The sequence below is a fragment of the Micrococcus sp. 140720015-1 genome, assembly GCF_053627595.1.
Genome location: NZ_JBSEYC010000001.1, coordinates 140496 through 154997, shown reverse-complemented (window position 1 = coordinate 154997; position 14502 = coordinate 140496). Strand labels below are relative to the sequence as shown.

Genomic DNA, 14502 nt, shown 5'->3' with positions numbered 1-14502 from the left:
GAGAACCGCCATGTCCCGCACCTCGCACCGCGCCCTCGCCGCCCTCTCGGTGGCCGCCCTCGCCCTCACCGGCTGTTCGGTGTCCGGCTCGTCCGGCGACGGGGCGTCGTCGTCCGCCTCCGGGGCCGGCGGCGGCGAGTCGACGACCGTGACGATCATGACGCACGACTCGTTCAACCTGCCCGAGGAGCTCGTCCAGAAGTTCGAGCAGGAGTCCGGCTACACCCTGAAGACCACGGCCCCCGGCGACGCCGGCAGCGTGGTGAACCAGCTCCTGCTGGCCAAGGACGAGCCCACCGTGGACGGCGTCTACGGCGTGGAGGACCACTCGGCGCACCGTCTCGTCCGCGAGGGCGTCGTCGCCGCCTACACCCCGAAGGACCTGCCCGCCTCCGCGCAGGACCGGATGGTGGAGGACCGCATGACCCCGGTGGACCAGGGCCAGGTGTGCTTCAACACGGATCCGGCGTGGTTCACCGCCCACGACGTCGAGGCCCCCACCTCGATCGACCAGCTCGACGACCCCGAGTACGCGGAGCTGACGGTCGCCACCTCCCCCGTGGCCTCCTCCCCCGGCCTGGCGCTGCTCGCGGCCACCACGGAGAAGTACGGCGACGACGGCTGGCAGGACTGGTGGCAGGGCCTGATGGAGAACGGCGGCAAGGTCGCCGACAGCTGGTCCGACGCCTACAACTCGGACTTCTCCGGCGGCGAGGGCAAGGGCCAGTTCCCGGTGGTGCTCTCCTACTCCTCCTCCCCCGCGTTCGCCCCCGAGACCGAGGTGATCGAGGACTCCTGCACCCCGCAGGTCGAGTACGCCGGCGTGCTCGAGGGCGCGAAGAACCCCGAGGGCGCGCAGGCGTTCGTGGACTTCATGCTCACCGAGGAGGTCCAGTCCGCCCTGCCCGAGTCGATGTACATGTACCCGATCGACGAGTCGGTGCAGCTGCCCGAGGAGTGGGCGCAGAACGCGCCGCTCGTCGAGGACGCCGTCACCCCGGACCCCGCCCGCATCGATGAGCGCCGCGAGGACCTGCTGAAGGAGTGGACCGCCCTGTCCGAGGCCTCCCGACGCTGATGTCCGCGCTCACCGAGGTCGCGGCCCCCGGCACGGACCTGCCGCGCCGGCGGGCCCGCGGCCGGGGGGACGGGCTCGGCCCGTGGTGGCTGGTGGCCGCCGTCCTGCCGGTCGCCTTCCTGCTCGTCTTCTTCGCGTGGCCCGTGGCGGCCATGCTCTGGCGCGGGATCGGCGGCGATGCCGACGCGTTCACCGGCGCCGTGGACCTCACCGCCTTCGGGGAGACCCTCGCCCGCGAGCGCACGTGGCGCATCCTCGGCCAGACGCTCGGGATGGCCGCCGCCGGCACGGTGGTCTCGGTGGCGCTCGGCCTGCCGACCGCGTTCGTGCTGCACCGGCGTCGCGTCCCGGGGCGGGCCGTGCTCCGCGCCCTCGTGCTCGTGCCGTTCGTGCTGCCCACGGTGGTGGTCGGCGTCGCGTTCCGCGCCCTGCTCGCCCCCGGCGGACCGCTGGGCTTCACCGGGCTGGACCAGACGACCACCGCCGTCGTGCTCGCCATGGTCTTCTTCAACGTGTCCGTGGTGGTGCGCCAGGTGGGCGCGCTGTGGAACGCGCTGGACCCGCGCCAGACCGAGGCCGCCCGCACCCTGGGCGCCTCGCCGTGGCGGGCGTTCCGCACCGTGACGCTGCCCCAGCTCGCCCCGGCGATCGCCGCGAGCGCGGCGCTGGTGTTCCTGTTCTGCGCGTCCGCGTTCGGCATCGTCCAGACGCTCGGCCGGCCCGGCTACGGCACGCTCGAGTCGGAGATCTGGGTGCAGACCTCCGTCTACCTGGACCTGCGGACCGCGGCGGTGTTCTCCGTGCTGCAGTTCGCGGTGGTGCTGGCCGCCGTCGTGGTCTCCGGCGTGACGGCGGCGCGCACCCAGCGGGCGCTGCGCCTGCGGGAGACACCGCCGGCCCGGCTCACGCGCGCGGACGCGGTCCCGGTGGCCGTGATGCTCGCGGTGGTGACGCTCGTGGTGGCCCCGATCCTCACGCTCGTGGTGCGCTCCTTCCACACCCGCCACGGCTGGGGGCTGGGCAACTATCGGCTGCTGTCCACGAGCGCGGGCAGCGGGTTCGTGGGCGGGTCGACGCCGGCCCAGGCGCTGGAGCAGTCCCTGCGGGTGGCCGTGGACGCCACGCTGGTGACGCTCGTGGTGGCCGTGCCGCTGGCCCTGCTGCTGACCCGGCCCTTCCGCTCACGCGCGGCGCTGGCGGCCCAGCGGGCCCTCGACGGCGCCCTGCTCCTGCCGCTCGGGGTGTCCGCGGTGACCGTGGGCTTCGGCTTCGTCGTGTCCCTGCGGGCCGCGTTCCCGGAGCTGGCGGCCTCGGGCGTGCTCGTGCCGCTGGCCCAGGCGGTGGTGGCGCTGCCGCTCGCGGTGCGGGCGCTCGTGCCCGTGCTCGCGGCGGTGGACCCGCGGCTGCGGGAGGCCGCGCGCACCCTCGGGGCGGGCCCGTGGCGGGTGCTGGCCACGGTGGACGGCCCGTTCCTCGCCCGCGGCGTGGGCGTGGCCGCGGGCTTCGCGTTCGCGGTGTCCCTGGGCGAGTTCGGGGCCACGAGCTTCCTGGCGAGCCCGTCCGCGCCCACCCTGCCGGTGCTGATCGCCCGGCTGCTGGGCCGGCCGGGCGCGGACAACTACGGGATGGCGCTCGCGGCGGCCACGGTGCTGGCCCTGCTGAGCGCCGGGATCATGCTGGTGTGCGAGCGGCTGCGCCCCCGGGGCCCGGCCGGGGCGGGAGGTCTCTGATGACGCCGACGACGACGGGGGCCTCCCTCCGGCTGCGGGACGTGGCGATCCGCTACCCGGACGGCTCCACCCCCGTGCGGGGGACGGACCTGGACGTGGCCGCCGGGGAGATCGTGGCGCTCGTGGGCGCCTCCGGCTCGGGCAAGTCCACCATCCTGCGCGGGATCGCCGGGCTCGAGGACGTCGTGGCGGGCACGGTGGAGCTCGACGGGCGGGACGTGGCCGCGGTGCCGACGCACCGCCGGGGCGTGGGGATGGTGTTCCAGGACGGGCAGCTGTTCCCGCACCGGACCGTGGGGCGGAACGTGGCGTACGGCCTCGAGTCCGCCGGCTGGGACCGGGCCCGGCGGCGGGCACGCGTGGCCGAGCTGCTGGACCTGGTGGGCCTGGCCGAGCTCGCGGACCGGCCCGTGCAGCGGCTCTCCGGCGGGCAGGCCCAGCGCGTGGCGCTGGCCCGGTCGCTGGCCCCGGCCCCGCGGGTGCTCCTGCTGGACGAGCCGCTGTCCGCGCTCGACGCGGACCTGCGCCGGCGCCTGGCCGAGGACATCCGGACGGTGCTGCGGGCGGCGGGCACGACCGGCGTCGTCGTCACCCACGACCTCGCGGAGGCCGCCGTGATGGCCGACCGCACCGTGCGCCTCGGCGCGGGGGGACGCATCGCGGCGGAGGAGGACGGCCCGGCGGTAGCCTCTCAGGCATGACCCCGCCCGCACCCCGCCCCCGGCTGACCGCCCAGGACGTGGTGGACGCCGCCGTCGGGATCCTGCAGGACTTCGGCATGGGCGACCTGTCCATGCGGCGCGTGGCCGGGGTGCTGGGCGTGCAGGCCTCCGCGCTGTACTGGCACGTGCCGGACAAGCAGTCGCTGCTGGCGCGGGTGGCGGACCGGATCGTCGCCGAGGCGGAGGAGACCGTGCGCGCCCGCCGCGTCACGGACCTGGCGGGCCGCGCCGAGGCCGCGGAGGCCGCCCTGCTGCGGCACCGGGACGGGGCGGACGTGGTGCTCTCCGCCCTCGCGCTCGGGCTGGGCGGCCTCGGCCTGCACCGTCTGCTCACCGAGGCGGCGGACACCCCGGAGGACGGGGAGCGGGCCCTGGCGCTGCTGCTGGGCACCGTGTCCCTGCGGCAGCAGCGCGCGCAGGCGCAGGCGCTCGGCGTGCCGACCGGCCCGGACGTGCAGCGGCACCGCACGGACCCGCTCTGACCCCTCGTCCGACGCCGCCGCGCGGGAGGCCGAGGAGAGGAGACCTGCCTCCTCACAGGTGCGCTCGGTAAGGTCGCCCAGAGCAGAACAGGTCGGGACGGGTCGTCCCCTTCGTCCACGGCGATCCCGCCCGACCGCCGCAGGACCAGCATGGCCCGCCGGACCCGGCTCACAGTTCCGGCGCGGTCCCCTTCGACACAGCCGGCGAAGCCATGGGAGCACGGATCAACCACCCGCGGACGGTCGTGGACCGGACGCTGCATCACGACGTCGAGGCCGCACACCCCGCGGCGCTCGTCGACGTGGGCTGGGACTTCCGTGGCCCGGGCGCCAAGGCGGAGGAGCAGCACCGCCCGTTGCGCGTGGTCCGTGCCCGCCGACCCCGGGGCACCCCGCGGGACCGGAACGGCGTCGACCTCACGCGCACCGGCCCTGTCGTCCCCCGCCCCTCCCCGCCGCGCACCCGGATCCGCCGGGACGGCGTCCGCGTGGTGGCCAGCCCGCTGGCCATGCTGCCCGGCGTGGACCACGGCCCCGCCCTCCGCCTGGACCTGCACCCGACGACGGGGGGCATCGTCTACGTGGCCCGCGAGCTCGAGCTGCGCGAGCTCGGCGACGACGTCCGCGGCCACGTCTACACCGGCATGATCGGCACGGCGCACCTGAGCGCCTTCTGGTCCACCGTCACGGTCGAGCTGCCGCCGGAGCGGCCGGTGATCGTGCGGCTGCGCTCGGACCGGGACGCCGAGCTGCTCGCCCTGCTCGAGGTCCTCGCCCCCGTGGACACGCGCGTGGTCTCCTACCGGCTCGACGAGTCCCCCGTGGGCACGCAGCGCTCCAGCTACCTGCTGCCGGACGTGGACCCGGAGACGGTCGCCCAGACGGGCGCGGCCCGGATCCCGCTCGAGGCCATCGAAGCCGCCCAGGAGGAGGAGGACGCGCTGCGCCGCTCCTCCGGCGTCTTCCTCTCCCGGCGCCGCACAGACCGCTTCCTGCGCCGCAACCTGCCCGGGGTGACCCACAGCCTCACGTTCGCGGACGAGGCGGACGTGACGGACGTGTACGTGGACGGCTCCGTGCTGCGCGGCTCCCGCATCGGCGGGGCGGCCGCCGTCGCCGGGCCGAGCATGTGGGCCGTGCAGGCCGTGGCCGGGGCCACGATGCCGCTCGAGGTGGAACTCGAGGCGCTCGTCCTGGGGCACGTGATCTGCGCGTGGGCGGGCACCCCCGGCGGCCGGGTCACCATCCACTCGGACTCGCGCGCCGCGCTGGCCATGCTCAACGCCGCCCGCCGCGAGCGGCTCACCCTCGGCGGCGCCCGGGGCGAGCGCATCCGCCGCACCCTGCGGCGCCTGCTGGCCGCCGTCGACCTGGCGCAGGCCGCGGACGTCCAGGTGGACACCACGTGGGTCAAGGGCCACGTGGGCGTGCACGGCAACGAACTGGCCGACGACCTCGCCCGGGCCGCCGCCCGCCACGCCAGCGTCGGCACCCCCGAGGGGGACCTGCCCGAGCGGATGGGGCAGCTGATCCAGCTCCGCGTCGAGGACGACGCCGCCGCCGGCTGACCCCGGCCCCGATTCCGCGTCCTCCGCCCCAGCCTCTAGGGTGGGGCTGTGGAAGCGACAGTGGAACAGATCACAGCGGCCGTCACCGCCTTCAACGACAAGTACTGGTACGTCGTGATGGCGCTGCTCTTCGTGGCCGGGGTGTGGTTCACCATCCGGACCGTGGGCGTGCAGGTGCGCATGCTCCCGGAGATGCTGCGGTCGGTGACGGCCAAGTCCCAGACCGGATTCGAGAACGACGGCGTCAGCCCGTTCCGCGCCTTCACCATCTCGGCGGCCTCGCGCGTGGGCACCGGCAACGTGGCCGGCGTGGCGATCGCGATCGTGATCGGCGGCCCGGGCGCCGTGTTCTGGATGTGGATGCTGGCGATCATCGGCGGCGCCACCGCGTTCATCGAGTCCACGCTGGCCCAGCTGTACAAGCAGAAGGGCGCGGACGGCTACTTCGGCGGCCCCGCGTACTACATCCGCGACGGCCTGGGCGCGAAGTGGCTGGCGGCCGTGTTCGCCGTCGCCATCACCGTGACCTACGGCTTCGTGTTCAACGCCGTGCAGTCCAACTCGATCTCCGAGTCCGTGCAGGCCAACTGGGGCGCGTCCTCCACCACCGCGTGGATCGTGGGCCTGGGCCTGGCCGCCCTCACCGGCCTCGTGATCTTCGGCGGCGTGCGCCGGCTCTCCGCCGTGACCAACGTGGTGGTCCCCGCGATGGCCACGTTCTACATCTTCCTGGCCCTGATCGTGATGGTCGTCAACATCACCGAGGTCCCGGGCATGATCGCGTTGATCGTGGGCCACGCCTTCGGCCTGCGCGAGGTCGCGGGCGCCGCCGTCGGCATGACGATGGTGATGCAGGGCGTGCGCCGCGGCATGTTCTCCAACGAGGCCGGCATGGGCTCCGCCCCGAACGCCGCCGCCACCGCGGCCGTCTCCCACCCGGCCAAGCAGGGCTTCGTGCAGTCCCTGGGCGTCTACTTCGACACCCTGATCGTGTGCTCGGCCACCGCGTTCATCATCCTGCTCTCCGACCCGGCCTACGGACGCGGGGAGGCGCTCGGCATGCAGGTGACCCAGGGTGCGCTCCAGCAGGCCGTGGGCGCGTGGGCCGGCCCGGCGCTGACCGTCATCATCTTCTTCCTGGCCTGGTCCTCCGTGCTGGGCAACACCTACTACGGCGAGGCCAACATCCGGTACCTGGCCGGCCGCCACGCGGGTCCGGCCATCACCGTGTTCCGCGTGCTCGTGCTGGTGTGCGTGGTCGGCGGCGCGCTCGGCTCCGTGGCGCTGGTGTGGAACCTCGCGGACACGTTCGCGGCCCTCATGGCGACCATCAACCTCGTGGCGATCATCCCGCTGGGCGGACTGGCCGTGAAGCTGCTCCGGGACTACGAGCGCAAGCTCAAGGCGGGCATGGACCCGGGCTTCCACATCTCCGACCTGCCGGGGGCGCGGAACGTGGCCCTCTGGCGGGACGAGCCGAAGACCTCCCCGCTCCAGGACTGACGCCCCCTCCCTCCCCCGCGTTTCGAGGCGGGATATCGACCCCATCCGGCTGCCGCGGGCGGCCGTGGGGTGGATATCCCGCCTCGATGCGTGAGGAGGCGCGGTCTGGACACCGCGCGGGGGTCGGCGCCTAGGTTGAGGCGCACCCGACCGGCCACGCCCGAGCGGCCGGCACGACGTCCGAGGAGGACACATGGGCATCCTCTCCAGCATCACCCGCACTCTCGGCGGCGGCGGCCGCCGCTCCAGCCGGCCCACCATCGGTGCGCACGTCGGCCGGTCCGCCGGCTTCGGCCGGCAGGCCCGCGCTCAGGGACGCCGGTCCAGCGGCCTGGGCGGTGCCCTCCTGGGCACACTCGGCGGTCTGGCATTGCGTGAGCTCTCGCGCCGCGGCGCCGGGGGCACGACGCGCGGGCGCCGCTCCGGTGCATACCGCGGCGGTTTCGGGCCCTCGGCCCGGTCCACGGGCGGCCTCGGCACCGGCCTGCTGGGCGGGCTGCTCGGCGGGGCACTCGCCTCCCGCGGCCGGTCCGGCGCCGTCGGCCGACGCGCGGCGGGTGGCCGCCGGACCGTGGGCGGCGGCTTCTGACCGCTGCGCGGGCGCGGAGTCGTCGCTGAACGGCATCACCGCGGAGCGGACACGAGACGGGGCGGGCACCGACGGATCGGTGCCCGCCCCGTGGTCGTGGCGTGCCCCAGGCGTCTGCGCCGCGGCTCAGCCGAGGCCGGCGACGCGGCCCAGGATGAACAGCAGGACGCCGATGACCACGAGGGCGATGATCAGCCCGAGCACGATCTTGCCGACCGAGCGCTCGCCGGTCTGCTCCACGTCCATGCCCGGGTTGTCCGGGCCGACGCCCGCGCCCTCGGCGGGGGGCGTGTCGCCGTCGAACGCAACACCGGAGGTCTCGTCCGTCGCCTCGCGTGCGCGCCGGGCGTCCTGGGGGTCGGGGGTGTGCGGGGTGGCCATGGCCGGCTCCTCTCGTCTCGGCGGCACGGGTGCGCGCCGCTCGCCCTCACGCTAGGCCCGGGGCAGGGGGTCCTGACCAGGGCGAGGCGACGCCCGCCCCCAACGCTTTCGTGGCCGAAACGGCGCGCCCCGAGCCGCTTTCGTGGCCGAAACGGCGCCCTCCGCCATGCCCACGCCGCCCGACGGATCCCGTCACCCTCTTGATCGTTGGACGTCCAAGCAATAGCGTGATCGGCGTCACGTCCCCGCCGTCCGGAGGAGCCCCCATGCCCGAGGCCTACATCATCGACGCCGTCCGCACCCCCGTGGGTCGCCGAGGGAAGGGGCTCGCCGGCGTGCATCCCCTCGACCTGGCGGCCGCGCCGCTGCGCGAGCTCGTCGCCCGCCAGGACATCGACTCGGCCGAGTACGACGAGGTCATCCTCGGCTGCATCGACCAGCTCGGCCCGCAGGCCATGGACGTGGCGCGCAACGCCTGGCTCGCGGCCGGGCTCTCCGAGGACGTCCCCGGCACCACGGTCGAACGCCAGTGCGGCTCCGGCCAGCAGGCGGTCCACTACGCCGCGCAGGCCGTCATGAGCGGGACGGCGGACCTCGTCGTGGCCGGTGGCGTGCAGTCCATGAGCGCCATCCCGCTCTCCCGGTCCAACACGGCCGCCCGCGAGCTCGGCTTTCCCGACCCGTTCACCGGCTCCGAGTCCTGGGCAGCCCGCTACGGGGACGAGGAGATCTCCCAGTTCCGCGGGGCCGAGATGATGGCCCGGCACTGGAACCTGGACCGCGAGACCCTCGAGGAGTTCGCGGTGCGCTCCCACGAGCGCGCGCTCGCCGCCCAGGCCGACGGTCGCTTCGACCGCGAGATCATCCCGCTCGCCGGCCTCACCGCGGACGAGGGGCCGCGCACCCCGGACGCCGCGAAGATCGCCTCGCTCGACCCGATCGTCCCCGGCGGGCTGCACACGGCGGCGTCGGCGTCGCAGATGTCCGACGGCGCGGCCGCCCTCCTGCTCGCCTCCGAGGAGGCCGTGCGCCGCCACGGCCTCACCCCGCGAGCCCGCATCCACCACCTCTCCGCCCGCGGCGCCGACCCCGTCATGATGCTGTCCGCCCCCATCCCGGCGACGGCGTACGCGCTCGACCGCATGGGCCTGACCATCGACGACATGGACCTCGTGGAGATCAACGAGGCGTTCGCCGCCGTCGCGCTGGCCTGGCTGACCGAGACCGGCGCGGACCCCGCGAAGGTCAACGTCAACGGCGGGGCGATCGCCCTGGGCCACCCCATCGGCGCCACCGGCGCCCGCCTGATGACCTCCCTGCTGCACGAGCTCGAGCGCAGCGGCGGCCGCTACGGCCTGCAGACCATGTGCGAGGGCGGCGGCCAGGCCAACGTCACCGTGATCGAACGTCTCTGACCCATCCCCCGGAGGTTCCCATGCCAGGCCAGATCACCCACCCCACCGATACCGCCGCCCACCTCTCCCCCGCCCCGGAGGACACGATCGGCCGCGTGTTCGCCCGCGCGGTCGCCCGCTCTCCGCAGGCCGTCGCCCTGCGCTTCGAGGACCGCGACTGGACCTACGCCCAGCTCCGGGACGGAGCGCACCGCGTGGCCCGCCGCCTCCAGGACACCGGCCTGCCGGCCGGCACCCGGGTGGCCGCCTACGCCACCAACTCGGACGCCTACGCGCTGCTCTTCCTGGCCTGCGTCACGGCCGGCTACGTGCACGTGCCCGTGAACTTCGCGCTCAAGGGCAGCGAGCTCGCCCACGCCCTCGAGGACTCCGGCGCGGAGCTGCTCGTGGCCGACGCCGGCATGCTCGAGCGCGTCGACCAGGTCCGGGCCGAGGGCCGCGCGTCGGCTCTGCGGCACGTGTGGACCATGCTCCCCGCCGGCCACGCCGAGCCCTCCGTGCTGGAGACCGCCCAGGACGAGACGTTGGACGCCGCGGCCCCGGAGGCGGAGGTGTCGGCCACCGACCTGGCCCAGCTGCTCTACACCTCCGGCACCACCTCCACCCCCAAGGGCGCGATGATGTCCCACCGGGCACTCGTGGCCGAGTACCTCTCCTCGATCATCGCGCTGGACTTCACGGCCGAGGACCGCCCCCTGGTGGCCATGCCGCTGTACCACTCGGCCGCGATGCACGTGTTCCTGCTCCCCTACCTGAGCCTCGGCGCCACGGTGCGCCTGCTGGCCGCCCCGGACATCCCCCGGATGCTCGAGCTGGTGGAGACCGAGCACATCGGCTCCCTGTTCCTGGCGCCCACCGTCTGGGTGCCGCTGGCGAATCATCCGGACCTGGCCACGCGCGACCTCTCCTCGCTGCGCAAGGCCCAGTACGGCGCCTCGATCATGCCGGTGACCGTGCTGCAGCGCCTGCGCCAGAGCCAGCCGGGCATCGGCTTCTACAACTGCTTCGGCCAGTCCGAGCTGGGCCCCCTGTGCACCGTGCTGCGCCCCGAGGAGCACGACGCGCGGCCGGCCTCATGCGGCCGCCCCGTGTTCCACGTGGAGGCGCGGGTGATGACGGCCGACGGCGTCCCCGCCGCGCCCGGCGAGCCCGGCGAGATCCAGTACCGCTCGCCGCAGCTGCTCTCCGGCTACTGGAACCGCCCGGATGCCACCGCGGACGCGTTCACCGACGACGGCTGGTTCCGCTCCGGCGACCAGGTCACCCAGGACGCGGCCGGCTACATCCAGGTGGTGGACCGCATCAAGGACGTCATCAACACGGGCGGCGTGCTGGTCGCCCCGCGCGAGGTCGAGGACGCGATCTACGAGCTCGACGAGGTGGCCGAGGTCGCCGTCATCGGCCTGCCGGACGAGCGCTGGATCGAGGCGGTGACCGCCGTCGTCGTGCTCAAGGAGGGCGCCGAGCTGACCGCGGAGACCGTGCGCACGCACGTGAAGGAGCGGCTGGCGGGCTTCAAGGTGCCCAAGCGCGTGGACTTCGTGGCGGAGCTGCCGCGGAACCAGTCGGGCAAGTTGCTCAAGCGCGCGCTGCGCGCCGAGCGCACGCAGGAGGCCCGGTGATGCGCATGCAGAAGCCGACGTACGACGTCGTCACGCCCCTGGACATCGACTATCTGGACGCGTTCGGGGAGGCCACGGACGAGGACCGCGCGCACTGGGACCGCGCCCGTGCCTACGGCCGCGAGGTGCTCGAGCGGATCGACGGGCACTGGGACCGGGCGGAGTACCCGTTGGACCTGGTGGCGCGGGCGGGTGAGCTGGACCTGCTCACCGACGGGCTGGAGGTGCCGGGCCACGCGGTGATGTCGCCGTTGGCCGCGGGCCTGGTGGCGATGGAGATCTCCCGGGCGGACGGATCGATGGCCGCGGCTGCGGCCGTGCAGGGCGGGCTCGTGCTGCGCGCCCTGGTGCACTGCGCCGGCCCGGAGCAGAAGGAGCGGTACCTCGAGCCGGTGGCGCGCGGCACGCTGCCGGGCGGGTTCGCGCTCACGGAGCCGCTGCACGGCTCGGACTCGGTGTCCCTCGAGACGTCCGCGCGGCCCGACGGCGCCGGCGGCTGGGTGCTGAACGGCGCCAAGAAGTGGATCGGCAACGGGGCCGCCGGGGGCATCACGATCGTGTGGGCCCGGGACACCGAGGACGGCCAGGTCAAGGGGTTCGTGGTGGAGCAGTCCACGCCCGGTTACGAGGCCGAGGTGATCACGGGCAAGGGCGCGCTGCGGGCCATCCACCAGGCGGAGATCACGCTGACCGACGTGCGGGTCGGCGACGACGCGCAGCTGCCGGACGTGGCGACGTTCAAGGACGCCGCGCGCGTGCTGGTGGCCACCCGCGTGAACGTGGGCTGGTCCGCGCTGGGCCACGCCACGGCGATGTTCGAGGCCGCACTGGCCTACGCCCGGCAGCGGGAGCAGTTCGGCAAGCCGCTGGGAGCGCACCAGATGGTGCAGGAACGGCTGGCGCAGATGCTGGATGAGGTGACCGCGATGCAGACCCGTTGCGTGGCCGTGGCCCGCCTGCAGGCGGCCGGGCGGCTGCGTGACGAGCAGGCCTCCCTGCTGAAGTACGCCTGCACGCGGGGCGCGCGGCGGGTCGCGCAGATCGCCCGGGACATGCTCGGCGGCAACGGCATCCTGCTGGAGCACCGGGTGATGCGGCACTTCGCCGACGTCGAGGCGCTGCACACCTACGAGGGCACCGAGTCCGTGCAGGCGTTGATCCTCGGCCGGGACCTGACGGGGTACAGCGCGTTCGCGTGATCCCCGGCCGGCCGTTCCCGTGGCCGACACCCACACACCCCCACCTTCCGACCCCCAGGAGCTGACATGACCACCGCACCCACCCCTTCTTCCTCCGACGACGCCCCGGCCGTCCTCGTCGAGACGCGGCCCGGCGTCGTGCGGCTGACGCTGAACCGGCCCGCGAAGGGCAACGCGCTCGGACTGACGATGGCACGCGACGTGCTCACGGCGATCGCCGCGGCCGAGGCGGACGAGTCCGTGCACGTGCTCACGCTGACCGGCGCGGGACGGATCTTCTGCGGCGGCGGGGACGTCCAGGCCATGGCCGCCTCCCCCGCCGGGCCGGAGCGGCGCGCGATGATCCAGGAGCTCGGCGAGGCGGCGGGCGAGGTCGCGGTGGCGCTGACGGGCTCTCGCCTGCTGGTGCTGGCCGGCGTCAACGGGACGGCCGCCGGGGCGGGGCTCGGGCTCATGCTGGGTGGCGACGTCGTGCTGGTGCGCGAGGATGCGCAGCTGGTGACGGCGTTCTCCGCGCTCGGGATGACGCCGGACACGGGCGTGTCCTACTGGCTGCCGCGGGTGCTCGGGCCGGTGCGCGCGACGCAGCTGCTGCTCGGCGGGCGGCGCCTGAACGGGGCCGAGGCCGTCGCGTGGGGCCTGGCGACCGAGGCGGTGGCAGGCGACGCGTTCGCGGCACGTCTGGCGGCGCTCGAGGACGAGCTGGTGGCCGGTCCAGCGCACACCTATGGGCCGACCAAGGCGCTGGCGCGCGGGGCCGACGTCGAGGCGCTGCGCGCGCACGTGCGGCAGGAGGCGGCGTCGATCGCGGCGGCGTCCGAGCATCCGGAGGCTGTGCGGCGGGTGGAGGCGTTCGCGGGCCGGTGAGGGGTGGGCGGCGGCCCGGGCCGTCAGTGGCCAGGCCGCCGGCGCGCCTCCACCGGGCCGACCCCGGTCAGGTGCGCGAGGGCGGGGAGGTCACTTGAACATCTTCAGGACGTCGCCGAGGCCGACCGTGGTGCGCCGGTAGACGGCGTTGTAGGCGGCGCGCTTCGGATCGCGCAGCCAGCCCATCCCCTTGCGGCCGTAGCCGGGGATGACCTTGCGCTTGATCGCACGCTTGGCGCGGCCCGTGGTGCGGGCCTTGATGGACTTCTTCAGGCTGGGCTTGCGGAGACCGATCTTCATGGGGCGAGCGTACTGGGTGGGGTGGACGGGGTGAGGGGGTCAGGTCAGCGGCCACCGGATCCGCAGCGCCTAGGGCGTGTCTGACAATTGATCCAGGGGCTGGCTGACACCCTGGAGCGCACGTCCCGCTTCCAGGCGCTGTCCGATGCCCAGTGGGAACTGATCGCCCCGATGCTCCCGACCCGGACCGGCAGGGCCAGCAGGCCGTTCTCCGATGCCCGCACGATAGTGGAGGCGATCATCTACCGACACAGGTGCGGGATCCCCTGGAGGGACCTGCCCGAGGTCTACGGACCCTGGCAGACCGTATGGACGGGGCATCGGCGCATGGCCGAAGAGGGGCACCTGGGACACGGTATCGGCGACGCTGACCGCTGCCGCGGACGCCGAAGGTCTGGTGGACTGGTCGGTCTCGGTGGACTCCACTATCGCCCGCGCTCACCAGCACGCCACGAACACCACCCGACACACAGGGGGCTGGCTCGAGTTACAAGAATCTGCGTGAGTAGCCGGCCTATCACGGGATCGGGCGCTCTCGTGGCGGGTTGAGTACCAAGATTTATCAGCTCGTCGATGGCGCCGGGATGCCGCTGGTCAGCCTGATCACCCCCGGTCAGGCAGGGGACTCCCCGATGCTGTTGCCCCTGCTGGGACAGCTGCGTGTGGCACGGCCTGCAGGCCGGCCTCGCACTCACCCCGAGGCGGTGCTGGGCGACAAGGCCTACTCCTCCCGGGCGATCCGCGCCCATCTGGGTGCCCGCCGGATCAAGGCGGTCATCCCTGAGCCGGCCGACCAGCAGGGCCATCGCAGACGCCGCGGTGCCCGCGGCGGGCGCCCCGACGGCCTCGACGCAGCCGCTTACCAGGGCCGGAATGTCGTCGAGCGCCAGTACGCGCACCTGAAGCAGTGGCGGGGCCTGGCCACCCGGTATGACAAGTACGCGACCGTCTACCGGGCCGCCGTTCTCTTGAACGCGGTGATCGCGTGGTCGAAACTACTGTCAGACACCCCCTAGGCGAGAGTGACCCGCCGCACGGCGGAGCTC

General features: G+C 74.1%; 13 protein-coding genes and 1 pseudogene. 12 read left to right on the top strand and 2 right to left on the bottom strand.

The genetic code is table 11. The features are described from left to right. Positions 1–10 precede the first annotated feature (10 nt). From ACUXPL_RS00715 to ACUXPL_RS00685, 7 genes are all read left to right on the top strand, one after another. Positions 11–1078 carry a thiamine ABC transporter substrate-binding protein gene (locus tag ACUXPL_RS00715; RefSeq protein ID WP_454181235.1) on the top strand — a complete coding sequence of 356 codons (1068 nt, stop codon included), beginning with the start codon at positions 11–13 and terminating at the stop codon, positions 1076–1078. Further along, positions 1078–2808 carry an ABC transporter permease gene (locus tag ACUXPL_RS00710; protein WP_454181233.1) on the top strand — a complete coding sequence of 577 codons (1731 nt, stop codon included), beginning with the start codon at positions 1078–1080 and terminating at the stop codon, positions 2806–2808. The genes ACUXPL_RS00715 and ACUXPL_RS00710 overlap by 1 nt, the downstream gene beginning before the upstream one ends. Beyond that, positions 2808–3509, top strand: coding sequence for an ABC transporter ATP-binding protein (locus ACUXPL_RS00705; protein WP_454181231.1), 702 nt, complete (start codon positions 2808–2810; stop codon positions 3507–3509). Before ACUXPL_RS00710 ends, ACUXPL_RS00705 begins: the two co-directional genes overlap by 1 nt. After that, positions 3506–4012 (top strand): TetR family transcriptional regulator, encoded by a 507-nt coding sequence (locus ACUXPL_RS00700; RefSeq protein WP_002857997.1) that lies wholly within the window; start codon positions 3506–3508, stop codon positions 4010–4012. The genes ACUXPL_RS00705 and ACUXPL_RS00700 overlap by 4 nt, the downstream gene beginning before the upstream one ends. Positions 4013–4224: 212 nt before the next feature. Beyond that, positions 4225–5580, top strand: a complete 1356-nt coding sequence (locus tag ACUXPL_RS00695) for an RNase H family protein (RefSeq protein WP_248103832.1) — start codon at positions 4225–4227, stop codon at positions 5578–5580. Positions 5581–5640: 60 nt separating this feature from the next. After that, a complete protein-coding gene (locus ACUXPL_RS00690) occupies positions 5641–7083 on the top strand; it encodes an alanine/glycine:cation symporter family protein (protein ID WP_454181229.1) in 1443 nt (480 codons plus the stop codon). A 193-nt stretch (positions 7084–7276) separates the two neighbouring features. Next, complete coding sequence (locus tag ACUXPL_RS00685; RefSeq protein ID WP_454181227.1) at positions 7277–7672, top strand: hypothetical protein; 396 nt, start codon at positions 7277–7279, stop codon at positions 7670–7672. A gap of 126 nt (positions 7673–7798) precedes the next feature. Here the strand turns inward: ACUXPL_RS00685 and ACUXPL_RS00680 are convergent, their stop codons facing one another. After that, positions 7799–8053, bottom strand: a complete 255-nt coding sequence (locus tag ACUXPL_RS00680) for a DUF6480 family protein (RefSeq protein ID WP_454181225.1) — start codon at positions 8051–8053, stop codon at positions 7799–7801. Positions 8054–8319: 266 nt separating this feature from the next. Here ACUXPL_RS00680 and ACUXPL_RS00675 point away from each other — a divergent pair, with 266 nt between their 5' ends. From ACUXPL_RS00675 to ACUXPL_RS00660, 4 genes are all read left to right on the top strand, one after another. Then, a complete protein-coding gene (locus ACUXPL_RS00675; protein ID WP_454181223.1) occupies positions 8320–9468 on the top strand; it encodes an acetyl-CoA C-acetyltransferase in 1149 nt (382 codons plus the stop codon). A gap of 20 nt (positions 9469–9488) precedes the next feature. After that, the gene (locus ACUXPL_RS00670) at positions 9489–11090 is read left to right on the top strand and encodes a fatty acyl-CoA synthetase (protein ID WP_454181221.1); all 1602 of its coding nucleotides are present in this window, start codon (positions 9489–9491) and stop codon (positions 11088–11090) included. Positions 11091–11095: 5 nt separating this feature from the next. Then, entirely contained in the window at positions 11096–12289 is a 1194-nt protein-coding gene (locus ACUXPL_RS00665) for an acyl-CoA dehydrogenase family protein (protein WP_454181898.1), read from the top strand. Positions 12290–12355: 66 nt separating this feature from the next. Then, positions 12356–13156, top strand: coding sequence for an enoyl-CoA hydratase/isomerase family protein (locus tag ACUXPL_RS00660; RefSeq protein ID WP_454181219.1), 801 nt, complete (start codon positions 12356–12358; stop codon positions 13154–13156). Positions 13157–13246: 90 nt separating this feature from the next. On the opposite strand, the gene ACUXPL_RS00655 is transcribed toward ACUXPL_RS00660, so the two are convergent. Continuing rightward, complete coding sequence (locus ACUXPL_RS00655; RefSeq protein ID WP_002857973.1) at positions 13247–13456, bottom strand: hypothetical protein; 210 nt, start codon at positions 13454–13456, stop codon at positions 13247–13249. A 171-nt stretch (positions 13457–13627) separates the two neighbouring features. On the opposite strand from ACUXPL_RS00655, the pseudogene ACUXPL_RS00650 reads away from it, so the two are divergent. Then, positions 13628–14472 (top strand): annotated as a pseudogene (locus ACUXPL_RS00650) (IS5 family transposase). Positions 14473–14502 lie beyond the last annotated feature (30 nt).

Excerpts from the sequence above, each read along its gene's own strand:
- ACUXPL_RS00670 (WP_454181221.1), top strand. The coding sequence starts at position 9,489 with ATGCCAGGCCAGATCACCCACCCCACCGATACCGCCGCCCACCTCTCC.
- ACUXPL_RS00705 (WP_454181231.1), top strand. The coding sequence starts at position 2,808 with ATGACGCCGACGACGACGGGGGCCTCCCTCCGGCTGCGGGACGTGGCG.
- ACUXPL_RS00680 (WP_454181225.1), bottom strand. The coding sequence starts at position 8,053 with ATGGCCACCCCGCACACCCCCGACCCCCAGGACGCCCGGCGCGCACGC.
- ACUXPL_RS00675 (WP_454181223.1), top strand. The coding sequence starts at position 8,320 with ATGCCCGAGGCCTACATCATCGACGCCGTCCGCACCCCCGTGGGTCGC.
- ACUXPL_RS00655 (WP_002857973.1), bottom strand. The coding sequence starts at position 13,456 with ATGAAGATCGGTCTCCGCAAGCCCAGCCTGAAGAAGTCCATCAAGGCC.
- ACUXPL_RS00710 (WP_454181233.1), top strand. The coding sequence starts at position 1,078 with ATGTCCGCGCTCACCGAGGTCGCGGCCCCCGGCACGGACCTGCCGCGC.
- ACUXPL_RS00700 (WP_002857997.1), top strand. The coding sequence starts at position 3,506 with ATGACCCCGCCCGCACCCCGCCCCCGGCTGACCGCCCAGGACGTGGTG.
- ACUXPL_RS00715 (WP_454181235.1), top strand. The coding sequence starts at position 11 with ATGTCCCGCACCTCGCACCGCGCCCTCGCCGCCCTCTCGGTGGCCGCC.
- ACUXPL_RS00665 (WP_454181898.1), top strand. The coding sequence starts at position 11,096 with ATGCAGAAGCCGACGTACGACGTCGTCACGCCCCTGGACATCGACTAT.
- ACUXPL_RS00660 (WP_454181219.1), top strand. The coding sequence starts at position 12,356 with ATGACCACCGCACCCACCCCTTCTTCCTCCGACGACGCCCCGGCCGTC.
- ACUXPL_RS00695 (WP_248103832.1), top strand. The coding sequence starts at position 4,225 with ATGGGAGCACGGATCAACCACCCGCGGACGGTCGTGGACCGGACGCTG.
- ACUXPL_RS00685 (WP_454181227.1), top strand. The coding sequence starts at position 7,277 with ATGGGCATCCTCTCCAGCATCACCCGCACTCTCGGCGGCGGCGGCCGC.